The sequence below is a fragment of the Pseudomonas sp. ME-P-057 genome, from assembly GCF_030208975.1.
In the GTDB taxonomy this organism is placed as follows: domain Bacteria; phylum Pseudomonadota; class Gammaproteobacteria; order Pseudomonadales; family Pseudomonadaceae; genus Aquipseudomonas; species Aquipseudomonas lutea.
In genome coordinates this window covers 37,624-55,473 of record NZ_JARVSX010000038.1, presented here as the reverse complement: position 1 = coordinate 55,473, position 17,850 = coordinate 37,624, and the positions used below count along the sequence as shown (strand labels likewise).

The window sequence follows — 17,850 nt, the reverse complement described above, 5'->3', positions numbered from 1 at the left end:
ACTGCCAAATCCATTCAGGACCCGTGCAGCGAATGGCTACTTCTCGATCACCTCACCGCGCTGTGGGGCCAGCCGGGCGATAAAGCGATTTTGCGTCGTGACGGGAATGTGCTGCTCATTCATCGAATCGATCAGGTTTTCGACCAGCGCATTGAAATCACTGCGGCTCAGGTGCATGCCTTTGTGCGCCTCAGCCAGGCTGTCGCCGGTGTACGTGCAAGGCCCGCCCGCATCAGCGCAAAACTTCTCCACCAGCTTGTCGCGCACCCGGACGATGTCGACCTTGGCGAAGTACTTGTAGATACGGTCATCTTTTGCCACACGGAGCAGCATGCCTTCGACGATTTTCTGGATGCCCGCACGCTGACCGAGGTCCTGATAAATGCTGTCATCCTTGGGTGGCTGTTGGGCACAGCCGGCCAGTAACGAGAGACTGAACGCGAGGATGAGCCACAACGACCGCCCCATCAGAAGCTCCCCTGCAGCGAAAGGTACGTGCCGTTCTGGTTGTCCAGCGTGGCGATTTCGCCGAGCTTCGCGTACGCCAGCACCACCGAGACGTGTTTGTTGGGGAACCAGCCGACAAAGAAATCCGCCCAGTCGCTTTCCCCGGCGAACGATAGATTGTCGGGCTTCTCGCGGTAGTCCATGCCCACGGCCCAATGGGGATTGAACAAGATGGCGGCGCCGCCTTCTTTCAGCACGCTGCGGGTGTCACGCCCGTCGCCACCGAAGCCCATCAAGCCGGTTTCGTTGGCGCGGCTGTAACGCAGACCGGCGTTGACCACCACGTTATAGCCGAAGGCTGCGCCCATAAACAAACGGCTTGCAGTCAGGTAACCCTCGACGTCCGAATCGCGCTTGGCGCCTACCAGACTGGGGATGAGAAAGTCATTCTGGTGCTTGTATTCCAGCCCAGCCGACACCTGCGGCAGCTGATCGTAGATGAGGTCGCCGAACAGACGCACCTTCACGCCAAAGATGTCCTGGGTGAGATTGTCTTCGGGAAGGCTCAGCTTGCTCACCAGAGAGCCCAAGTCAAAGCGCTGGTGAGCGTAGGAAATCTCTATGCGATTGCCATACGACGCGGCAGCACCGACGACGTCCAGCGTGTAATCCGGCAAATCGACGTGGGTGGCGAACGCGCTGCCGCCCCATTCGCCCTGCTCGCCATACCCGGCCAGTACGGCCCACGGAATGATCCCGCCGCCCGCGCCGCCTTCAATGCTGCTGGCACCGCCGGTGGCTATCAGACGGCCTTGATCGGCGTCGGCTGCGGGTGCCGTCAGCGTTGCGCCGCCCCCGACCAGGCTGGCCAACAACAAAGGATTCAAATACGCCGAGAGGCGACGCGCCTTTAGTCCGTGAACCATCGTGACTCCATGAGCATCAGTGCATCGTCATGCGAGGTGGAAGCTGTGAGCGTGCGATCCACGCTTCGAAGGCGACCGCATTCAGCGGTCGGCTGATCAGATAGCCCTGTGCGGTGTCGCACTGCCAGTGCTCCAGCAAGCGCAGGCTGTGTTCGTACTCGACGCCTTCGGCCACCACCTTCAGGCCCAGGTTGTGGCTCATCTCGATGGTCGAACGCACAATGACGGCGTCTTCACTGGTTTCATCCAGATCGCGCACAAATGACTGGTCGATTTTCAGTTCCTGTACCGGCAGCCGCTTGAGGTGCGCCAGCGAGGAATAACCGGTCCCGAAATCATCCACCGACAGGCTGATGCCGAATTCGCGCAACCGGTTCAAAACCTTCAGCGATTGCTCGGGCTCGCGCATGATCGCGCTCTCGGTAATTTCAAAAATCAGTTGTTCCGCCGGGACACGGTGCAGCTTGAGCAGCGCCGAGACGCGGTCAGCCAGATTGCTGTCAACCAGATCGTCGGCCGAGATGTTGACCGACAGCTGCAACACCAAGCCACGCCGGGCCCATTCAGCCAGCTGGCGCAGCGCTTCCTCGATGACCCAATTGGTAAGCAATTGAATGCTGCCGGTACGCTCTGCGAGCACGATGAATTCCGCCGGCGAGACAGAACCGAACTGCGGGTGCTGCCAGCGCAACAACGCTTCGGCCTGAGTCACCCGGCCGTTGCGGATATCCAGCTTGGGTTGGTAATGCAGAGCCAGTTCGCCATTGCGCGGCGCTTGGCGCAAGTCGCGGATCAGGCTGATCTGTCGCTGATGGGCGACGTCCCGGCCTTCTACGTAGACCTGCAGACGACCCGGCAGCTGCGACGCATCCTGACGCGCAATGGACGCTCGCCTGAGCAGTTCAGCGGCCGAGTCGCCATCGGCCGGGTAAGCGGCGATGCCAATGCAGGCATCCATCGCGATGTCTTGCTCGCCAATGCGCTGGGGCTTGACCAGCAATCGCTGCAATCGGTCAGCCACCGCGACGGCACTGTCGGTTTCAGCGTTGTGCACCAGCAGCAAAAATTCGTTATCGGACAACCGCGCCACCGTGTCCCCGGGGCGCAGCGGTAATTTGAGTTGCTCGCTGATCAGGCGCAGCAACTGCTCGACGCCTTCCAGGCCGATACTGCTGCTGATGCCACGAAAGTTGTCAATTCCCAGATAGAGCAGAGCGACCGGCCGCTGAGAACTCACCGCACTGCCCAGGCGTTCCATGACCAGCGCGCGATTGGGCAGACCAGTCAGCGGGTCGTGCAAGGCGTTGTGCGCCAGCTGCACCTCGCGCTCGGCGATGCCGCTTTGCATCAGGTTGATCGCGCCGGCGAGCAAGCCCAGTTCGTCGCTGCGCTCCATCACCACCGGGGTGGTGTAATCCCCTTCGCCGATACGTCGGGCGGCGTTGGCGAGGGCACTTACTGGCCGCGACAGGCTGCGCGCCAGCAACAACGTGCCGAGCAGCGAACCGGCCAAGGCCACGACGGTGATCCAGAACAGCGTCTTGTCCAGCGGCGCAAAGGCTTGCATGGCCTGGTCAAGCGGGCTTTGCAACAGGGCTACAACTTCGCCATCGCTGTCGCTGACACTGCCCAGCCGCAGCGTCTTGCTCAAGAAGCTCTGGTTCTGATGCTCGGTCATCTGCGCTTCGTCGCCGGGCGGATTCATCATCACGCTGCGCAGGCTGTCGAACAGCGGGTCGGGCTGGGTGCTGATCATTTGCCCGGGCTGCTGGTGCACGATCGACAGAAAAGACACCTGCAAACCGCTTAAAGAACGCAGCTCCTGTGCCAGATCGCCGTCCATGCTGAACCCCATCACCACACGGGCAATCGGCAGCGGTGCCATCACGGTGCTTTCCACCAGCAAATGCGGCTGGCCTTGCAACGGCACAATCAGCATCGATTGATTCTTGCCCTTGAGATCGCGCAATGCCTGGATGTAGGGGAAGGGAGAACCCTCGGGAATCTGCGCCACAGTGCTGGCCATTACCGTGCCGTCCATGCCCAGCAAAAACATGTCGCTGGCGTTGATTCTGGCGCCGTGGTTAAGCAGCACCGAGCGAATGGTGGCTGAATCCGCCGAGGCCACCGCGTAGCGAAAGCCAAAATCGGTCGACAGCAATTGCACGGCATCGCGCAGCCGCTTGCCGCGCATTTCCAGCAAGCCTTCAAATACCCGGGTGCCCACTTCCAGCTGAGCCTGCGCCTGTTTGCGCACGGCATCCTGAGTCGCAGCCTTGACCGCCAGAAACACGGCGAAGACCACGATCAACAGCAGCATGATCAACACGCTGGCAATCCGCGCCTGGAAGCTGAGGCGCACCTTCATTCGTGGGCTGCTTTATGAAACGCATCGCCAAACGCGCTGGACGGTGGCGCGGCAGGTGCGACGTCAGCATTGGGCTGCACGGCTATGCTGAAACGCTGCTTAAGCCCTCCAGCCGGGATATCGATATCCCCGCCGGAAACGGGCTGCATGTCCGGCGCTTGCGGGTGCCAAAGGGTGACCGCGTAATGACCGGCCGGCACTTGGTCGAGGGTCAGCGTGCCCTTGGCATCGCTGACCCCGAACCAGCCATCATCGGTGACGTACACATAGCCGAGCATCCAGTCATGGACATTGCAGCCGAGCACCACCACGCCTGGCTTGTCGAACAGCACAGGGTCCGAAGGCGTGCCGCCATAAAGCCGCAGCTCGAAGCGCTTGGGTGTCGAGAATGAATACACTTGATGGCGAATTTGGTCGCTGTTGGGGAAGCGGATCTGGGTACCGCTGCGTACCGCCAGCACACGCGGTGCAAACTGCTGATTGCGTTGGTCCATGTCGGCCTTCAGCTCGCCGGCAGCCGGTTGGGCACCGCCACGCAGGGTCAGTACTGCGTCGGCAAGTGGTTTACCCTGGGCATCGACAAACTCGGCCGTCAAGGTTGCCGCACTGGCAAAGGTGCCCTGCAGAGCGGTCACAATCAGCAACAATGAAACAGCAAGTCGGCGCATAACGGGTGTTCCAGAACGGCGTGGCCGGCAGAGCCAGCTTAGGCAATGATTTTCAGCGTAGCGCCTGGATCGGCAGTCTGCGATTTCAGACGAGCATTCTGTGGAAGCACACGGCCATTACCCCACCAGATCTCCGACCCGGCAGTGCGCTCCACAGGGTTTGATATCCACCCTTCAGTCATTGCTATCGACCGTTGCTATTGAAACCTGAGTCCATTCGCCCCATCTAAGGCTCATCTCCATTTATGCAGGTGCCCCATGAGCGACCAGCAATCCGACGACAACCAGCCGCATCCGGACGACGATCACGAGCACGAAGTGTTCGGTTCGGACAGAAAGAGCCTCGCCCTGCCCGGCCAGAACCTGCCCGATCAGGTCTACATCATCCCGATTCACAACCGCCCTTTCTTCCCCGCGCAAGTGCTGCCGGTGATCGTCAATGAAGAGCCGTGGGCCGAGACCCTGGAGCTGGTGAGCAAGTCTGATCATCACTCGCTGGCCCTGTTTTTCATGGACACCCCGCCTGACGATCCGCGTCATTTCGATACCAAGGCGTTGCCGGAATACGGCACGCTGGTCAAGGTGCACCACGCCAGCCGTGAAAACGGCAAGCTGCAGTTCGTTGCCCAGGGGCTGAGCCGCGTGCGTATCAAGACCTGGCTCAAGCACCACCGTCCGCCGTTTCTGGTGGAGGTCGAATACCCGCACCAGCCCAATGAGCCGACCGACGAGGTCAAGGCCTACGGCATGGCGCTGATCAACGCGATCAAGGAGCTGCTGCCGCTCAACCCGCTGTACAGCGAGGAGCTGAAGAACTACCTCAACCGCTTCAGCCCAAACGATCCGTCGCCGCTGACCGACTTTGCCGCCGCCCTGACCTCCGCCACCGGCGTCGAGTTGCAGCAGGTGCTTGATTGCGTGCCCGTGCTCAAGCGCATGGAAAAAGTCCTGCCGATGCTGCGCAAGGAAGTGGAAGTTGCGCGCCTGCAGAAAGAGATTTCCGCCGAGGTGAACCGCAAGATCGGTGAGCATCAGCGCGAGTTCTTCCTCAAGGAACAGCTCAAGGTCATCCAGCAAGAGCTGGGCCTGACCAAGGACGATCGCAGCGCCGACATCGAACAGTTCGAGGAGCGCCTGGTAGGCAAGACCTTGCCGCCACAGGCCCGCAAGCGCATCGACGAAGAGATCAACAAGCTCTCTGTGCTGGAAACCGGCTCGCCGGAATACGCGGTCACCCGCAACTATCTGGACTGGGCAAGCTCGGTACCCTGGGGCGTGTACGGCGAAGACAAGCTCGATTTGAAGCACGCGCGCAAAGTCCTCGATCAGCATCACGCGGGTCTCGACGACATCAAGAGCCGCATTCTCGAGTTCCTCGCCGTCGGCGCCTACAAGGGCGAAATCTCCGGGTCCATCGTGCTGCTGGTCGGCCCGCCAGGCGTGGGTAAAACCAGCGTGGGCAAGTCGATCGCCGAATCCCTCGGACGGCCGTTCTACCGTTTCAGCGTCGGCGGCATGCGTGACGAGGCCGAGATCAAGGGCCATCGCCGCACCTACATCGGCGCTCAGCCGGGCAAACTGGTGCAGGCGTTGAAGGACATGGAAGTGATGAACCCGGTCATCATGCTCGACGAGATCGACAAGATGGGCCAGAGCTTCCAGGGCGACCCGGCTTCCGCGTTGCTTGAGACGCTGGACCCGGAACAGAACGTCGAATTCCTCGACCACTACCTTGATCTGCGCCTGGACCTGTCGAAGGTGCTGTTCATCTGCACCGCGAACACGCTGGACTCGATCCCCGGCCCGTTGCTGGACCGTATGGAAGTGATTCGTCTGTCGGGTTACATCACCGAAGAAAAGCTGGCCATTGCCAAGCGCCATCTGTGGCCCAAGCAGTTGGCCAAGGCGGGTGTCTCGAAAACCAGCCTGACCATCAGCGACAGCGCACTGCGCGCGGTCATTGAGGGGTATGCCCGCGAAGCCGGTGTGCGACAGCTGGAGAAACAGCTGGGCAAAATTGTGCGCAAGGCTGTGGTCAACTTGCTGGACAACCCGGACACCGTGGTCAAGATCGGCCCGAAAGAGCTGGAAGCTTCGCTGGGCATGGCCGTTTTCCGCAACGAGCAAGTGCTGTCGGGTACTGGCGTCATCACCGGGCTGGCCTGGACCAGCATGGGCGGCGCGACACTGCCGATCGAGGCGACGCGCATACACACGCTCAATCGTGGCTTCAAACTCACCGGGCAGCTGGGTGACGTGATGAAGGAATCCGCGGAAATCGCCTACAGCTACGTCAGCTCCAACCTGTCCAAGTTCGGCGGCGACAAAACCTTCTTCGACGAAGCATTCGTGCACCTGCACGTTCCCGAAGGCGCGACGCCGAAAGACGGCCCAAGCGCAGGCGTGACCATGGCCAGCGCATTGCTGTCGCTGGCGCGCAACCAGGCGCCGAAAAAGGGCGTGGCCATGACCGGCGAACTGACGCTGACCGGGCATGTCCTGCCTATCGGCGGCGTGCGGGAAAAAGTCATCGCTGCCCGCCGGCAGAAGATTTACGAGCTGATCCTGCCTGAAGCCAACCGCGGCAACTTCGAGGAGTTGCCCGATTACCTCAAGGAAGGCATCACCGCGCATTTCGCCAAACGCTTTGCCGACGTCGCGAAGATATTGTTCTAAAGCGCTTCACCCGCAGCTGCACGCCCGCGCAGCTGCAATACCGGCCAATGCAACGCCAGGGTGGTGCAAAAGCTGTAGGAGCGCGATTGCCCGCGAAGAGGCCGGCTCATTCGGCGCCTGTTCGTCGGACGTGACGACGTCTTCGCGGGCAAGCGCGCGCCTGCAATTCGGTCCAGACGCGAGCCCGGAATTCGACATGGTCGCCGGTTAGCCTGGTATCCACCCACCCCAAGTGTCTGCCGGGTTTCAACATCTTCGGTTATGCTCCCCTCACGTTGCCTACGACCGGAGCCTTTATGACCCCTGCCCGCCTGCTCGTCCCCCTCAGCCTTTGCTTCCTCGCTGCCTGCGCGCAGACGCCGAAACACATCGTGTCCCTGGACAACCAGACAGACTGCCCGCTCACCCTGCAAACCGGCCAGACGTTGATACTCATGCTGCCCAGCAATCCTACGACCGGGTATCGCTGGCTGATGCAGAATCCCGCTCCATCCATACTCAACAGCCTTGGGCCTGAAGTGTTCAATGCCTCCAGAGAGGTCGGGCTGGTGGGCGAAGGCGGTCAGTCGGTGTGGCGTTACCGTGCGGCCAATCCAGGCGAGGGGCATCTCATGATGACGTACCAGCAGCCGTGGGCACCTGAGGTGCGTCCTGAGCGTACCTTCGACTGCGTCATCACGGTGAAATAGGCTGGATTGACGTTGACGACAAGATGAGGTTTCGGCAAGGCGGGACAATTGGCTAAAATGCCGCACTTTTCGCCTGTCCCCCGGAATTGCCGTGAGCCCAGAACCCGATCGTCTATTCGCCCAGCCGCTGCCGCAGGTGCCCGACTTCGCCTTCAACGAAGACGTGGTGCGGGTATTCCCGGACATGATCAAGCGCTCGGTGCCCGGCTACCCGACCATCGTTGAAAACCTTGGCGTGCTCGCGGCGCAGTTTGCGCAGCCCAACAGCGTGCTGTATGACCTGGGCAGCTCTCTGGGCGCGGTCACCCAGGCGCTGCGCCGGCATGTGCGCACCGAAGGCTGCCGGGTGATTGCCATCGACAACTCATCGGCCATGGTCGAGCGCTGCCGGGAATACCTCAACGCGCAAGATTCGATGTATCAGGAATTGTTGCCGGTGGAGGTCATTGAGGGGGACATCCTGGGCCTTGAGTTTCAGCCGGCCTCCGTCGTCGCGCTGAACTTCACCCTGCAATTCATCGCTCCCGAGCAACGCCTCGCGTTGCTGACCCGAATTCACCGGTCATTGCTGCCAGGGGGCGCGTTGATCCTGTCGGAGAAGCTGCGCTTTGATGACGACCAGGAGCACGCGCTGCTTGCTGACCTGCACGTTGCCTTCAAACGCGCGAACGGCTACAGCGAACTGGAAATTGCGCAAAAGCGCAGCGCCATCGAAAACGTGATGAAGCCCGACAGCCTTGAGCAACACCGCGAGCGTCTGCTGGCCGCCGGCTTCACTAAAGTCATTCCCTGGTTCCAGTGCCTTAACTTTGCCTCATTGATTGCCTTGCCATGATCGATCTCGCCCCTCTCGTCCGCCGTTTGGCGGGCACTCCCCTGTATGCCTGGGCCCAAGGGCTGCAGGCGCAACTCGATGCGAAAATGGAAAAGGGTCACGGCGACCTGGAGCGCTGGCAAGGTGCGCTGAATGCCCTGCCGGACCTGAAACCCAGCCGCGTCGAGCTCAAGGACGATTTCGTGCTTGAAGCCGACGACTGTGATGAGGTCACTCGGACGCAGACCCGCGCCGCCCTCATGGGCCTGTCGCCGTGGCGCAAAGGTCCGTTCGAGGTGTTCGGCGTTCATGTCGACACCGAGTGGCGCTCAGACTGGAAATGGTCGCGGGTCTCGCCCCACCTTGATCTGAAAGGCAAGCGCGTTCTGGACGTCGGCTGCGGCAATGGCTATTACCAATGGCGAATGCTGGGGGCCGGCGCCGACAGCGTCATAGGCGTGGACCCCAACTGGCTGTTCTTTTGCCAGTTTCAGGCCATGCAGCGCTACCTGCCGGGCCTGCCGGCGTGGCACTTGCCGTTCACACTGGAAGACTTGCCTGCGCGGCTTGAAGGGTTCGACACGGTGTTTTCGATGGGCGTGCTCTACCACCGAAAATCACCGATCGATCACCTGCTTGCGCTGAAAGACTGCCTGGTCAAAGGCGGGGAATTGGTGCTGGAAACCATGGTGGTGGAAGGCGATGCAAATCAGGTGCTGGTGCCTGAAGACCGCTACTCGCAGATGCGCAACGTCTGGTTCCTGCCTTCTGTACCGGCGCTGGAACTGTGGCTGCGCCGCGCAGGCTTCGTTGACGTGCGTTGCGTTGATGTCAGCACGACGACCGTTGAAGAACAACGCGGCACCGAGTGGATGCGCTTCCAGTCGCTGAGTGACTTCCTTGATCCGGCGGACCACAGCAAAACCGTGGAAGGCTTGCCTGCGCCGAGACGCGCGGTGATCGTCGGGCGCAAGCCGTAACCGCGGTAGTTGCCACGAGATTAAATGTAGGAGCGCGCTTGACCGCGATTGCGGTGGATCAGGTCAGGTTTTATCCACTGACGAAATGCAGCTGCGGGCAGGCGCGCTTCTCCAGGCCCGCCTCAGCCCTTGGCTGCCGCCGCCAGAATCAGCGCTTTCATCTCAGACACCGCCCCTTTGAAGCCAACAAACAGCGCATGTGCCACCAGTGCGTGCCCGATGTTCAACTCGTTGATGCCCTTGATCGCCGCCACGGCTTCAACGTTATGGTAGTGAAGACCGTGGCCGGCATTGACAATAAGTCCCTGCGCCACGCCGAAGGCAACACCGTCGGCGATGCGCTTGAGTTCTTCAGCGACGGCCTGCGGTGTGACTGCATCGGCATAACGGCCGGTGTGCAGTTCGATGGCTGGCGCGCCGACACGCGCCGACGCCGCGATCTGGCGCTCGTCCGCATCGATGAACAACGACACTTCGCTGCCAATGGCAGAAAGCCGCTCGACGGCGGCCATGATGCGCGCTTCCTGGCCGGCTACATCCAGCCCGCCCTCGGTGGTCAACTCCTGGCGGGTCTCCGGCACCAGACAGATATGCGCAGGACGAATGCGCTCGGCGAAAGCCATCATCTCTTCGGTGACGCCCATCTCGAAATTCATGCGAGTTTGCAGCACGTCGTTGAGCAGAAGGACGTCGCGCTCCTGAATATGACGGCGGTCTTCGCGCAGGTGCACGGTGATGCCGTCGGCGCCTGCCTCTTCGGCGTCCAGTGCAGCCTTGACCGGATCGGGATAACGCGTACCTCGCGCCTGACGGAGGGTAGCAACGTGGTCGATGTTCACGCCAAGCAGAATTCGGGTGCTGTGGGTCACGGGGTTCTCCTGATAGTGGAACTGAACTGGGCTGACCATTAACGCTGTTTGCGCCGGCAGACGAGGATTTTCTAGGTTTGCGGGGCGGGACGCTAGCGTCGCCGCTAGAGTTTGCGGAACAATTCGCGGCTGACCAGAGGGCGCCCGCCCAAATGCACAGCCAGCGCCTGACGCATCAGCCGTTTGGCCGCCGACAACGCACCCGGCGAACTCCAGTCCGCTTCCGACATGGCCTGCAGCTCGACGCCTTGAAACAATCCCGGCTGGAACAGATACACCCGCTCGAGACCTGCGTCCACTTGCAGACGGTACATGCCGTCGCTGACCAGAGGGTCCCCATTGATGTCGGCGTCGAGGGCGAAGCCGTAACCCAGGTCATCCAGAAGCCGCCACTCGAATGACCGCAGCAACGGCTCCAGCGCACGCCCTTCGGCCAGGGCGATGAGGGTCGCTGCGTAATGCTCGAACACGCCAGGATGCGGATCTTCGGCGGGCAACAGGCGAATCAGGAGTTCATTGAGATAAAGGCCGCTGAACAGCGCCTCGCCTTCAAGCCACGCAGCGATGCCCGCGCTTTCCATCCGCCCTACGTTCTTGAGCTCTCCGCGGCCGCGAAACTCGACTTCCAGCGGCACGAACGGCCGGGCCATTGTCCCCGCCTTGCCCCGCGCGCTGCGCAGCACCGCACGCAATCGACCCTGTGGGGTGATGAAATCCACCAGCGCACTGTTTTCGCGGTAAGCGCGGCTGTGCAGGACATACGCGAGCTGGCCGACGGGAGGGGTCTGTGACATTGCTATCTCAATCGAGGAACGCAGCTGAACAAGCAATCAGAAGCGACTGTGGGAGCGAGCCTGCCCATGAAGACCCGGGCGCAGTTGCTGGATCTCCAGCGTTGCAATGGCGTCTTCGCAAGCAAGCTCACTCCCACAGGGGTGCATGTGCCGCACAATAGCGCGGGATCTGGCCGGCAGGGCATCTCCCCCAGAACGGCCATGCCGCAGTGTTACAAGTCGCCGTAGCCCAGGGAGCGCAACGCACGCTCGTCATCGGACCAGCCGCCTTTGACCTTGACCCACAGATTGAGCATGACTTTGGAGTCGAAGAGCACCTCCATGTCGCGGCGCGCGTCTGAACCGATGCGCTTGATCCGCTCGCCCTTGTCGCCAATGATGATTTTCTTCTGCCCGTCACGCTCGACCAGAATCAGCGCGTGGATGTGCAAGGTCTTGCCCTGCTGCTTGAACTGCTCGATCTCGACCGTAATCTGATACGGCAGCTCGGCACCGAGCTGACGCATGATCTTCTCGCGCACCAGCTCCGCCGCCAGGAAACGGCTGCTGCGGTCGGTGATCTGGTCCTCCGGGAAAAAGTGCTCGTTCTCGGGAAGGTGATCGGCGATGACCTTCTCCAGCGCCTCAAGGTTGTGCCCCTGCTGCGCCGAAATCGGGATGATCTGCGCGTTGGGTAGCTGCTCCTGGAGCCAGGACAGATGCGGCATCAGCGTGCCTTTGTCTTCGATGCGGTCCGTCTTGTTCAGCGCAACGATCAAGGGCCCGGTCACGTATTGAACGCGTTCAAGGACCATCTGGTCTTCTTCGGTCCACTTGGTCCGATCGACCACGAAGATCACCACGTCGACGTCTTTCAATGCTGCCGACGCCGTTTTGTTCATGTAGCGGTTAAGCGCTTTGTCGCTGTTCTTGTGCATGCCGGGCGTGTCGACGTAAACCGCCTGCACGTTGCCTTCGGTCTTGATGCCCAGCATGTTGTGCCGGGTCGTCTGCGGCTTGCGCGAGGTGATCGCCAGCTTCTGGCCAAGGATGTGGTTAAGCAGCGTCGACTTGCCCACGTTTGGCCGGCCAACAATGGCGACATAGCCACAGCGTGTTGCAGGTGAATCAGTCATTGCCGTTCTCCACACCCAGGGCGATAAGGGCTGCGGCCGCTGCTACCTGTTCGGCAATGCGACGGCTAACGCCTTGTCCCCGGCTTTTTTCATTCAATAAAGAGATCTCGCATTCGACGAAGAAAATTCGGCAATGCGGCTCGCCCTGGATATCCACCACTTCATAGCGCGGCAGATCGCAGGCGCGTGACTGCAGAAATTCCTGCAGCCGTGTCTTCGGGTCTTTGTTGGTGTCGACCAAGGTCAGGGTTTCGAACTCGCTGGCCAGCCAGGCGAGCACGCGATCCCTGGCCATGTCCATGCCGGCATCCAGATAGATCGCACCGATCAGCGCTTCAAGCGCATCGGCGAGGATCGATTCGCGGCGAAAACCGCCGCTCTTCAGCTCACCCGAGCCCAGGCGCAGGTATTCGCCCAGATCGAAGCCGCGGGCCAGCAGCGCCAGGGTTTCACCCTTCACCAGGCGCGCACGCAAGCGGGACAACTGACCTTCGCGGGCCTGCGGAAAACGCTCGAACAGCGCCTCGCCAGCGACGAAATTGAGGATGGCGTCACCGAGGAATTCCAGGCGCTCATTGTTGCGGCCGGCAAAACTGCGGTGGGTCAATGCCAGGATCATCAACTCCTGGTCTTTGAAGGTGTAGCCGAGCTGACGCTCCAGGCGACTCAACGAAACGCTCACGGTTTACCCACGCTGAATTCGTGGTCGAACTTGACCACCAGATCCAGGTTCTGGATCAGCGGCTCACGTTTTTCGTATTTCAGATGGGCGAGGAACCTGTTGTTCTCCGTCGTCACAGTTAACGCCTTGTTCAAATCCAAATCCCGAATGTTATTAACCTGCATGCCTTTGGCCACGTATGCGTAAAGCTCCCCGCTGCTGCTGACGTCTGCGGTGCGGTCAGTGCCGGCGCTCTCGATGATTTTCTTCATCGTCATGTAGTCCATGTAATGCGGCACGATCTTGGCGGCCGCACTCGCAGCAAAGCCCAGAATGGCCAGCAGTACCAGCCAGCCAATGAAGGACAGGCCTTTTTGATGATCGGCAGACGTCATGATTGCCTTCAAGAGTAGCCCTTCCCCGTCACCTGCAAGATCCGCCACGCAACATGGCCCTGAATGACATACGGCGCTGCCAGTGGTAGCGCCGCATCGATTACTTGATCAGACCGACTCGCGAGAAGTTCGGAAAGTGGCTGAGCTTGGGTTCAGGCCAGCTCATCCATACCGCGAAGGCCTTCCCCACGATGTTCTTGTCAGGGACCATCCCCAGCTCGTCCTTGGGAATATTGGGGTCGTCCCAGTAACGGCTGTCGTTGGAGTTGTCGCGGTTGTCGCCCATCATGAAATAGTGAGCGGCCGGAACCGTCCATTCATGATCCGGCGGGGCGCGATAACGGGTCATCTCCTGACGGATCTGATGTTCCACCTCGCCAAGCTTCTCGTTGTACAGTTCAGCACTGCCCAGCGTTCCCGGCTCCGAACCGATCAACTGCTTGGCCACCAACTGCCCATTAACGTAGAGCTGTTTGTCGTTGGTGTAGCGAATCACGTCCCCCGGCAGACCGACTACACGCTTGATGTAGTTGACGTTGGGATCGCTCGGGTAGCGGAACACCATCACGTCGCCGCGCTGCGGATCACCCACAGGGATGACCTTGAGGTCGATCACCGGGAGGCGGATGCCATACGAAAACTTGTTGACCAGAATGAAGTCGCCCACGTCCAGCGTTGGCTTCATCGAACCCGAAGGGATCTGGAACGGCTCAACCAGAAACGAACGCAGCACCAGAACGATGAACAACACCGGGAAGAACGACTTGCCGTACTCGACGAGAAACGGCTCCTTGTTCAACCGCTCGACGACCGCGACATCAGGCTGGCTCACGCTGCCCTGATAGTTCGCTATCGCGTTGCGGCGACGCGGGGCCAATATGATCAGATCGAACAGGGCCAGCAAACCGCAGACAAACACGGCGACGACCAGCAACAGCGGGAAATTTAGTGACATAGGGCCTGACTATTCCAACCTGAGCACTGCAAGGAAAGCTTCTTGTGGAATTTCCACATTGCCGACCTGCTTCATGCGTTTCTTACCGGCCTTCTGCTTTTCAAGCAGCTTGCGCTTACGGCTGACGTCGCCGCCATAACATTTGGCCAGTACGTTCTTTCTGAGCGCCTTGACAGTGGTGCGCGCGATAATCTGACCGCCAATAGCGGCCTGAATTGCCACGTCGAACATCTGACGAGGAATCAGTTCTTTCATCTTCTCGGTCAGCGCGCGGCCCTTATAGGCTGCGTTGTCACGGTGCACGATCAGCGCCAGGGCGTCGACCTTGTCGCCGTTGATCATCACATCCAGACGAACCAGATTGGCCGACTGGTAGCGATCAAAATGATAGTCCAGCGACGCGTAACCACGGCTGGTGGACTTCAGACGGTCGAAGAAATCCAGTACCACTTCGTTCATCGGCAGATCGTAGGTGACTTGCACCTGCGTACCGAGGAACAACATGTCGTGCTGAACGCCGCGCTTCTCGATACACAACGTAATGACGTTGCCCAGGTGCTCTTGAGGCACAAGGATATTCGCCCGCACGATCGGCTCGCGCATGTCTTCGATGGTCGAGAGGTCTGGCAGTTTCGACGGGTTGTCGACGTAAATGGTTTCACCGGTCTTCAACAGCAGCTCGAAGATTACGGTCGGTGCGGTGGTGATCAGGTCCAGGTCGTACTCGCGCTCCAGGCGCTCCTGAATGATCTCCATGTGCAGCATGCCCAGGAAGCCGCAGCGGAAACCGAAGCCCAGTGCGTCGGAGCTTTCCGGCAGGTATTGCAGCGACGAGTCATTCAGGGTCAGCTTCTGCAACGCGTCGCGGAAGTCTTCGAAGTCATCGGAGCTGACCGGGAACAGACCGGCGTAGACCTGCGGCTGGATTCGCTTGAAGCCGGGCAACACCGGGACGTCCGGAGTAGTGCTGAGGGTCAGGGTGTCACCCACAGGCGCGCCGTGAATGTCCTTGATGCCGGCAATGATGAAACCTACTTCACCGGCTTTCAGATCAACGGTGGCCGTGTGCTTGGGGTTGAACACACCCACGCTGTCGACCAGGTGCATCTTGCCGGTCGACTTGACCAGGATCTTGTCGCCCTTCTTGACCCGACCATGACGTACTCGCACCAGCGAGACAACGCCCAGGTAGTTGTCAAACCAGGAGTCGATGATCAGGGCTTGCAGCGGGTCTTCGATGTTGCCGGTCGGCGCGGGAATGGTGTGAACGAGACGTTCGAGCACTTCGTCCACGCCCAGCCCTGTCTTGGCGCTACAGGCCACCGCGTCGGTAGCGTCAATGCCGATGATCTTTTCGATTTCTTCCTTGACGCGATCGGGATCGGCCTGTGGCAGGTCGATCTTGTTCAGGACCGGCATCACCTCCAGGCCCTGCTCAATGGCGGTATAGCAGTTGGCGACGGACTGGGCCTCGACGCCCTGACCCGCATCAACCACCAGCAACGCACCCTCACATGCCGCCAGCGAGCGGCTGACTTCATACGTGAAGTCAACGTGACCAGGGGTGTCGATGAAGTTGAGCTGGTAGGTGATCCCGTCCTTCGCCTTGTAGTACAGAGTGACGCTGTGGGCTTTGATCGTGATTCCGCGCTCGCGCTCCAGGTCCATGGAGTCCAGCACCTGGGCTTCCATCTCGCGCTCGGACAGGCCGCCGCACATCTGGATGAACCGGTCAGCCAGCGTCGACTTGCCATGGTCAATGTGGGCGATGATGGAGAAATTGCGGATATGACTCAAATCACTCACGGATCAACACTCGAAATAGGTTGCAGGCAGACTGCCCGCCAAAAATAGCCGGGAATTGTACCTGAAGGAACGTTCAGGCGTCACGTTCACACGCAGAGGCCAGGCGGCGTGCAGTTTCGGGCATAAAAAAAGGAGCGGATCAACCGCTCCTTCTTGTTCATCGTGACCTGTTATTCGGCCAGCTTGAACGTGATGAATGTCGCGCGGCCCTGACGCAGAACGCGCATGGACACCGAGCGATTCTTCGGCAGCCCTTTCGCCACTTCAGTGAACTGCTTCGACGAAGTGATGGCCTGGTTGTTCAGGTGGGTGATGACATCACCTGCCTGCAACCCGATCAAGGAAGCTGGACCGTCCTGAACATCCTTGATGACAACGCCGCCTTTGAGGTCCAGCGATTTCATCTGCTCGGCGGTCAGGTCCACGACCGAAACGCCCAGTCGATTGCTGCTGCGCTCGACACCGGCATCTGCCGCGCCCATCTCCTCACCCTCTGCAGGCAACGCGCCGACAGTCACAGTGAGTTTCTGCCGTTTGCCGTCGCGGATCACCTCAAGCTCGGCCTTGCTGCCGTCTTTCAGATTACCGATAAGGTGTGGCAGATCCGCAGACATGATGATCGGAGTGCCATTGGCGCTCAGGATCACGTCACCCACCTGCAAGCCGCCTTTGGCCGCCGGCCCGTCGTCAAGCACCTGGGCAACCAGAGCACCCGCCGGTTTGTCCAGACCGAAGGATTCGGCCAGGTCTTTGTTCACTTCCTGAATCACGACCCCAAGCCAGCCGCGATTGACCTTGCCGCTCGCCTTGAGCTGGTTGGCAACGTCCATGGCTACGTCGATAGGGATCGCGAACGACAGGCCCATAAAGCCGCCTGACCGCGTGAAGATCTGTGAGTTGATGCCCACCACTTCACCCGTCATGTTGAACAGCGGCCCGCCCGAGTTACCCGGGTTGATCGCTACGTCGGTCTGAATGAAGGGGACGTACGTGTCGTTGGGCAGACTGCGGCCCTTGGCACTGACAATGCCCTTGGTCACTGAGTGATCGAAGCCGAATGGCGAGCCGATGGCCAGAACCCATTCGCCCACCTTCAGCTTGTCGGAGTTACCCAGCTTGACGGTGGGCAAGTCTTTGCCATCGATTTTCAGGACGGCCACATCAGTGCGCGGGTCAGTACCGATCAGTTTGGCCTTCATCTCGCTGCGATCGGAAAGCCGCACGAGAATCTCGTCGGCACCATCGATAACGTGATTGTTGGTGAGAATGAAGCCATCAGCTGAAATGATGAAGCCTGAGCCCAGCGACTGCGCTTCACGCTGACGATCGCCTTTGCCACCGCCAGGCGCACGAGAGCCCGGTGGCGTGCTGCGTTCAAGGAATTCGCGCAGCATCGGTGGCAGGCCTTCAAGGTCAGGCATTTGACCCTGTGCGACGGCACGATCCGGCAACTTCTGCCGGGTACTGATGTTGACGACGGCAGGGGAAGCCTGCTCCACGAGCGTGGTGAAGTCCGGCAAGGCTTCGGCCTGGGCGGTGATGGCCTGCCCCAGCATCAGCACAGCGGCCATCCAGGCCAGATAAGGTTTCAAACGTGGTATCGACATATGGCTCCCGTGTACAACGAGCATGATTAAGCGGTACGAGCCCATGGGCTCGCGAAGCAGTCGTGTGCAGCATATCTCCG

Annotated in this window: 16 protein-coding genes; 4 read left to right on the top strand and 12 right to left on the bottom strand. The window is 60.3% G+C overall.

Annotation, left to right across the window (positions count from 1 at the left end; genetic code table 11):
• Window positions 1-36: 36 nt before the first annotated feature.
• The 4 genes from QRN48_RS19795 to QRN48_RS19780 are packed head-to-tail and all read right to left on the bottom strand — an operon-like array spanning window position 37 to window position 4,409.
• Entirely contained in the window at window positions 37-468 is a 432-nt protein-coding gene (locus QRN48_RS19795) for a group I truncated hemoglobin (RefSeq protein WP_285352612.1), read from the bottom strand.
• A complete protein-coding gene (locus tag QRN48_RS19790) occupies window positions 468-1,373 on the bottom strand; it encodes a DUF3034 family protein (protein WP_191943053.1) in 906 nt (301 codons plus the stop codon). The genes QRN48_RS19795 and QRN48_RS19790 overlap by 1 nt, the downstream gene beginning before the upstream one ends.
• A gap of 16 nt (window positions 1,374-1,389) precedes the next feature.
• Window positions 1,390-3,741, bottom strand: a complete 2,352-nt coding sequence (locus QRN48_RS19785; protein ID WP_285352609.1) for a bifunctional diguanylate cyclase/phosphodiesterase — start codon at window positions 3,739-3,741, stop codon at window positions 1,390-1,392.
• Window positions 3,738-4,409: a methylamine utilization protein gene (locus QRN48_RS19780; RefSeq protein ID WP_191943051.1), complete on the bottom strand. Its 672-nt coding sequence runs from the start codon at window positions 4,407-4,409 to the stop codon at window positions 3,738-3,740. Before QRN48_RS19780 ends, QRN48_RS19785 begins: the two co-directional genes overlap by 4 nt.
• 258 nt (window positions 4,410-4,667) lie before the next feature.
• Here QRN48_RS19780 and lon point away from each other — a divergent pair, with 258 nt between their 5' ends.
• From lon to cmoB, 4 genes are all read left to right on the top strand, one after another.
• Complete coding sequence (lon, locus tag QRN48_RS19775; RefSeq protein ID WP_037014328.1) at window positions 4,668-7,085, top strand: endopeptidase La; 2,418 nt, start codon at window positions 4,668-4,670, stop codon at window positions 7,083-7,085.
• A gap of 296 nt (window positions 7,086-7,381) precedes the next feature.
• Window positions 7,382-7,774 carry a protease inhibitor I42 family protein gene (locus QRN48_RS19770; RefSeq protein WP_037014330.1) on the top strand — a complete coding sequence of 131 codons (393 nt, stop codon included), beginning with the start codon at window positions 7,382-7,384 and terminating at the stop codon, window positions 7,772-7,774.
• A 91-nt stretch (window positions 7,775-7,865) separates the two neighbouring features.
• Window positions 7,866-8,609: a carboxy-S-adenosyl-L-methionine synthase CmoA gene (cmoA, locus tag QRN48_RS19765; RefSeq protein ID WP_285352605.1), complete on the top strand. Its 744-nt coding sequence runs from the start codon at window positions 7,866-7,868 to the stop codon at window positions 8,607-8,609.
• A complete protein-coding gene (gene cmoB / locus QRN48_RS19760) occupies window positions 8,606-9,568 on the top strand; it encodes a tRNA 5-methoxyuridine(34)/uridine 5-oxyacetic acid(34) synthase CmoB (RefSeq protein ID WP_285352603.1) in 963 nt (320 codons plus the stop codon). Before cmoA ends, cmoB begins: the two co-directional genes overlap by 4 nt.
• A 122-nt stretch (window positions 9,569-9,690) precedes the next feature.
• Here the strand turns inward: cmoB and pdxJ are convergent, their stop codons facing one another.
• The 8 genes from pdxJ to QRN48_RS19720 form a co-directional block, all read right to left on the bottom strand.
• Window positions 9,691-10,437 (bottom strand): pyridoxine 5'-phosphate synthase, encoded by a 747-nt coding sequence (pdxJ, locus tag QRN48_RS19755; RefSeq protein ID WP_285352601.1) that lies wholly within the window; start codon window positions 10,435-10,437, stop codon window positions 9,691-9,693.
• Between the two features lie 104 nt (window positions 10,438-10,541).
• Window positions 10,542-11,231 carry a DNA repair protein RecO gene (gene recO, locus QRN48_RS19750; RefSeq protein ID WP_037014341.1) on the bottom strand — a complete coding sequence of 230 codons (690 nt, stop codon included), beginning with the start codon at window positions 11,229-11,231 and terminating at the stop codon, window positions 10,542-10,544.
• A 212-nt stretch (window positions 11,232-11,443) separates the two neighbouring features.
• Entirely contained in the window at window positions 11,444-12,346 is a 903-nt protein-coding gene (era, locus tag QRN48_RS19745; protein ID WP_037014344.1) for a GTPase Era, read from the bottom strand.
• Entirely contained in the window at window positions 12,339-13,028 is a 690-nt protein-coding gene (rnc, locus tag QRN48_RS19740) for a ribonuclease III (RefSeq protein ID WP_037014347.1), read from the bottom strand. The genes era and rnc overlap by 8 nt, the downstream gene beginning before the upstream one ends.
• Entirely contained in the window at window positions 13,025-13,402 is a 378-nt protein-coding gene (locus tag QRN48_RS19735; RefSeq protein ID WP_191943046.1) for a DUF4845 domain-containing protein, read from the bottom strand. Before QRN48_RS19735 ends, rnc begins: the two co-directional genes overlap by 4 nt.
• Window positions 13,403-13,502: 100 nt before the next feature.
• Window positions 13,503-14,357 (bottom strand): signal peptidase I, encoded by an 855-nt coding sequence (gene lepB / locus QRN48_RS19730; RefSeq protein WP_037014354.1) that lies wholly within the window; start codon window positions 14,355-14,357, stop codon window positions 13,503-13,505.
• A 9-nt stretch (window positions 14,358-14,366) separates the two neighbouring features.
• Window positions 14,367-16,163 (bottom strand): translation elongation factor 4, encoded by a 1,797-nt coding sequence (lepA, locus tag QRN48_RS19725; RefSeq protein ID WP_037014357.1) that lies wholly within the window; start codon window positions 16,161-16,163, stop codon window positions 14,367-14,369.
• A 170-nt stretch (window positions 16,164-16,333) separates the two neighbouring features.
• Complete coding sequence (locus QRN48_RS19720; protein ID WP_502944641.1) at window positions 16,334-17,770, bottom strand: DegQ family serine endoprotease; 1,437 nt, start codon at window positions 17,768-17,770, stop codon at window positions 16,334-16,336.
• Between the last annotated feature and the right edge of the window lie 80 nt (window positions 17,771-17,850).

What these genes read in the sequence shown, in the direction of transcription:
- QRN48_RS19795 (WP_285352612.1), bottom strand. Translation starts at nt 468, where the DNA reads ATGGGGCGGTCGTTGTGGCTCATCCTCGCGTTCAGTCTCTCGTTACTG.
- QRN48_RS19790 (WP_191943053.1), bottom strand. Translation starts at nt 1,373, where the DNA reads ATGGTTCACGGACTAAAGGCGCGTCGCCTCTCGGCGTATTTGAATCCT.
- QRN48_RS19785 (WP_285352609.1), bottom strand. Translation starts at nt 3,741, where the DNA reads ATGAAGGTGCGCCTCAGCTTCCAGGCGCGGATTGCCAGCGTGTTGATC.
- QRN48_RS19780 (WP_191943051.1), bottom strand. Translation starts at nt 4,409, where the DNA reads ATGCGCCGACTTGCTGTTTCATTGTTGCTGATTGTGACCGCTCTGCAG.
- lon (WP_037014328.1), top strand. Translation starts at nt 4,668, where the DNA reads ATGAGCGACCAGCAATCCGACGACAACCAGCCGCATCCGGACGACGAT.
- QRN48_RS19770 (WP_037014330.1), top strand. Translation starts at nt 7,382, where the DNA reads ATGACCCCTGCCCGCCTGCTCGTCCCCCTCAGCCTTTGCTTCCTCGCT.
- cmoB (WP_285352603.1), top strand. Translation starts at nt 8,606, where the DNA reads ATGATCGATCTCGCCCCTCTCGTCCGCCGTTTGGCGGGCACTCCCCTG.
- recO (WP_037014341.1), bottom strand. Translation starts at nt 11,231, where the DNA reads ATGTCACAGACCCCTCCCGTCGGCCAGCTCGCGTATGTCCTGCACAGC.
- era (WP_037014344.1), bottom strand. Translation starts at nt 12,346, where the DNA reads ATGACTGATTCACCTGCAACACGCTGTGGCTATGTCGCCATTGTTGGC.
- QRN48_RS19735 (WP_191943046.1), bottom strand. Translation starts at nt 13,402, where the DNA reads ATGACGTCTGCCGATCATCAAAAAGGCCTGTCCTTCATTGGCTGGCTG.
- lepB (WP_037014354.1), bottom strand. Translation starts at nt 14,357, where the DNA reads ATGTCACTAAATTTCCCGCTGTTGCTGGTCGTCGCCGTGTTTGTCTGC.
- QRN48_RS19720 (WP_502944641.1), bottom strand. Translation starts at nt 17,770, where the DNA reads ATGTCGATACCACGTTTGAAACCTTATCTGGCCTGGATGGCCGCTGTG.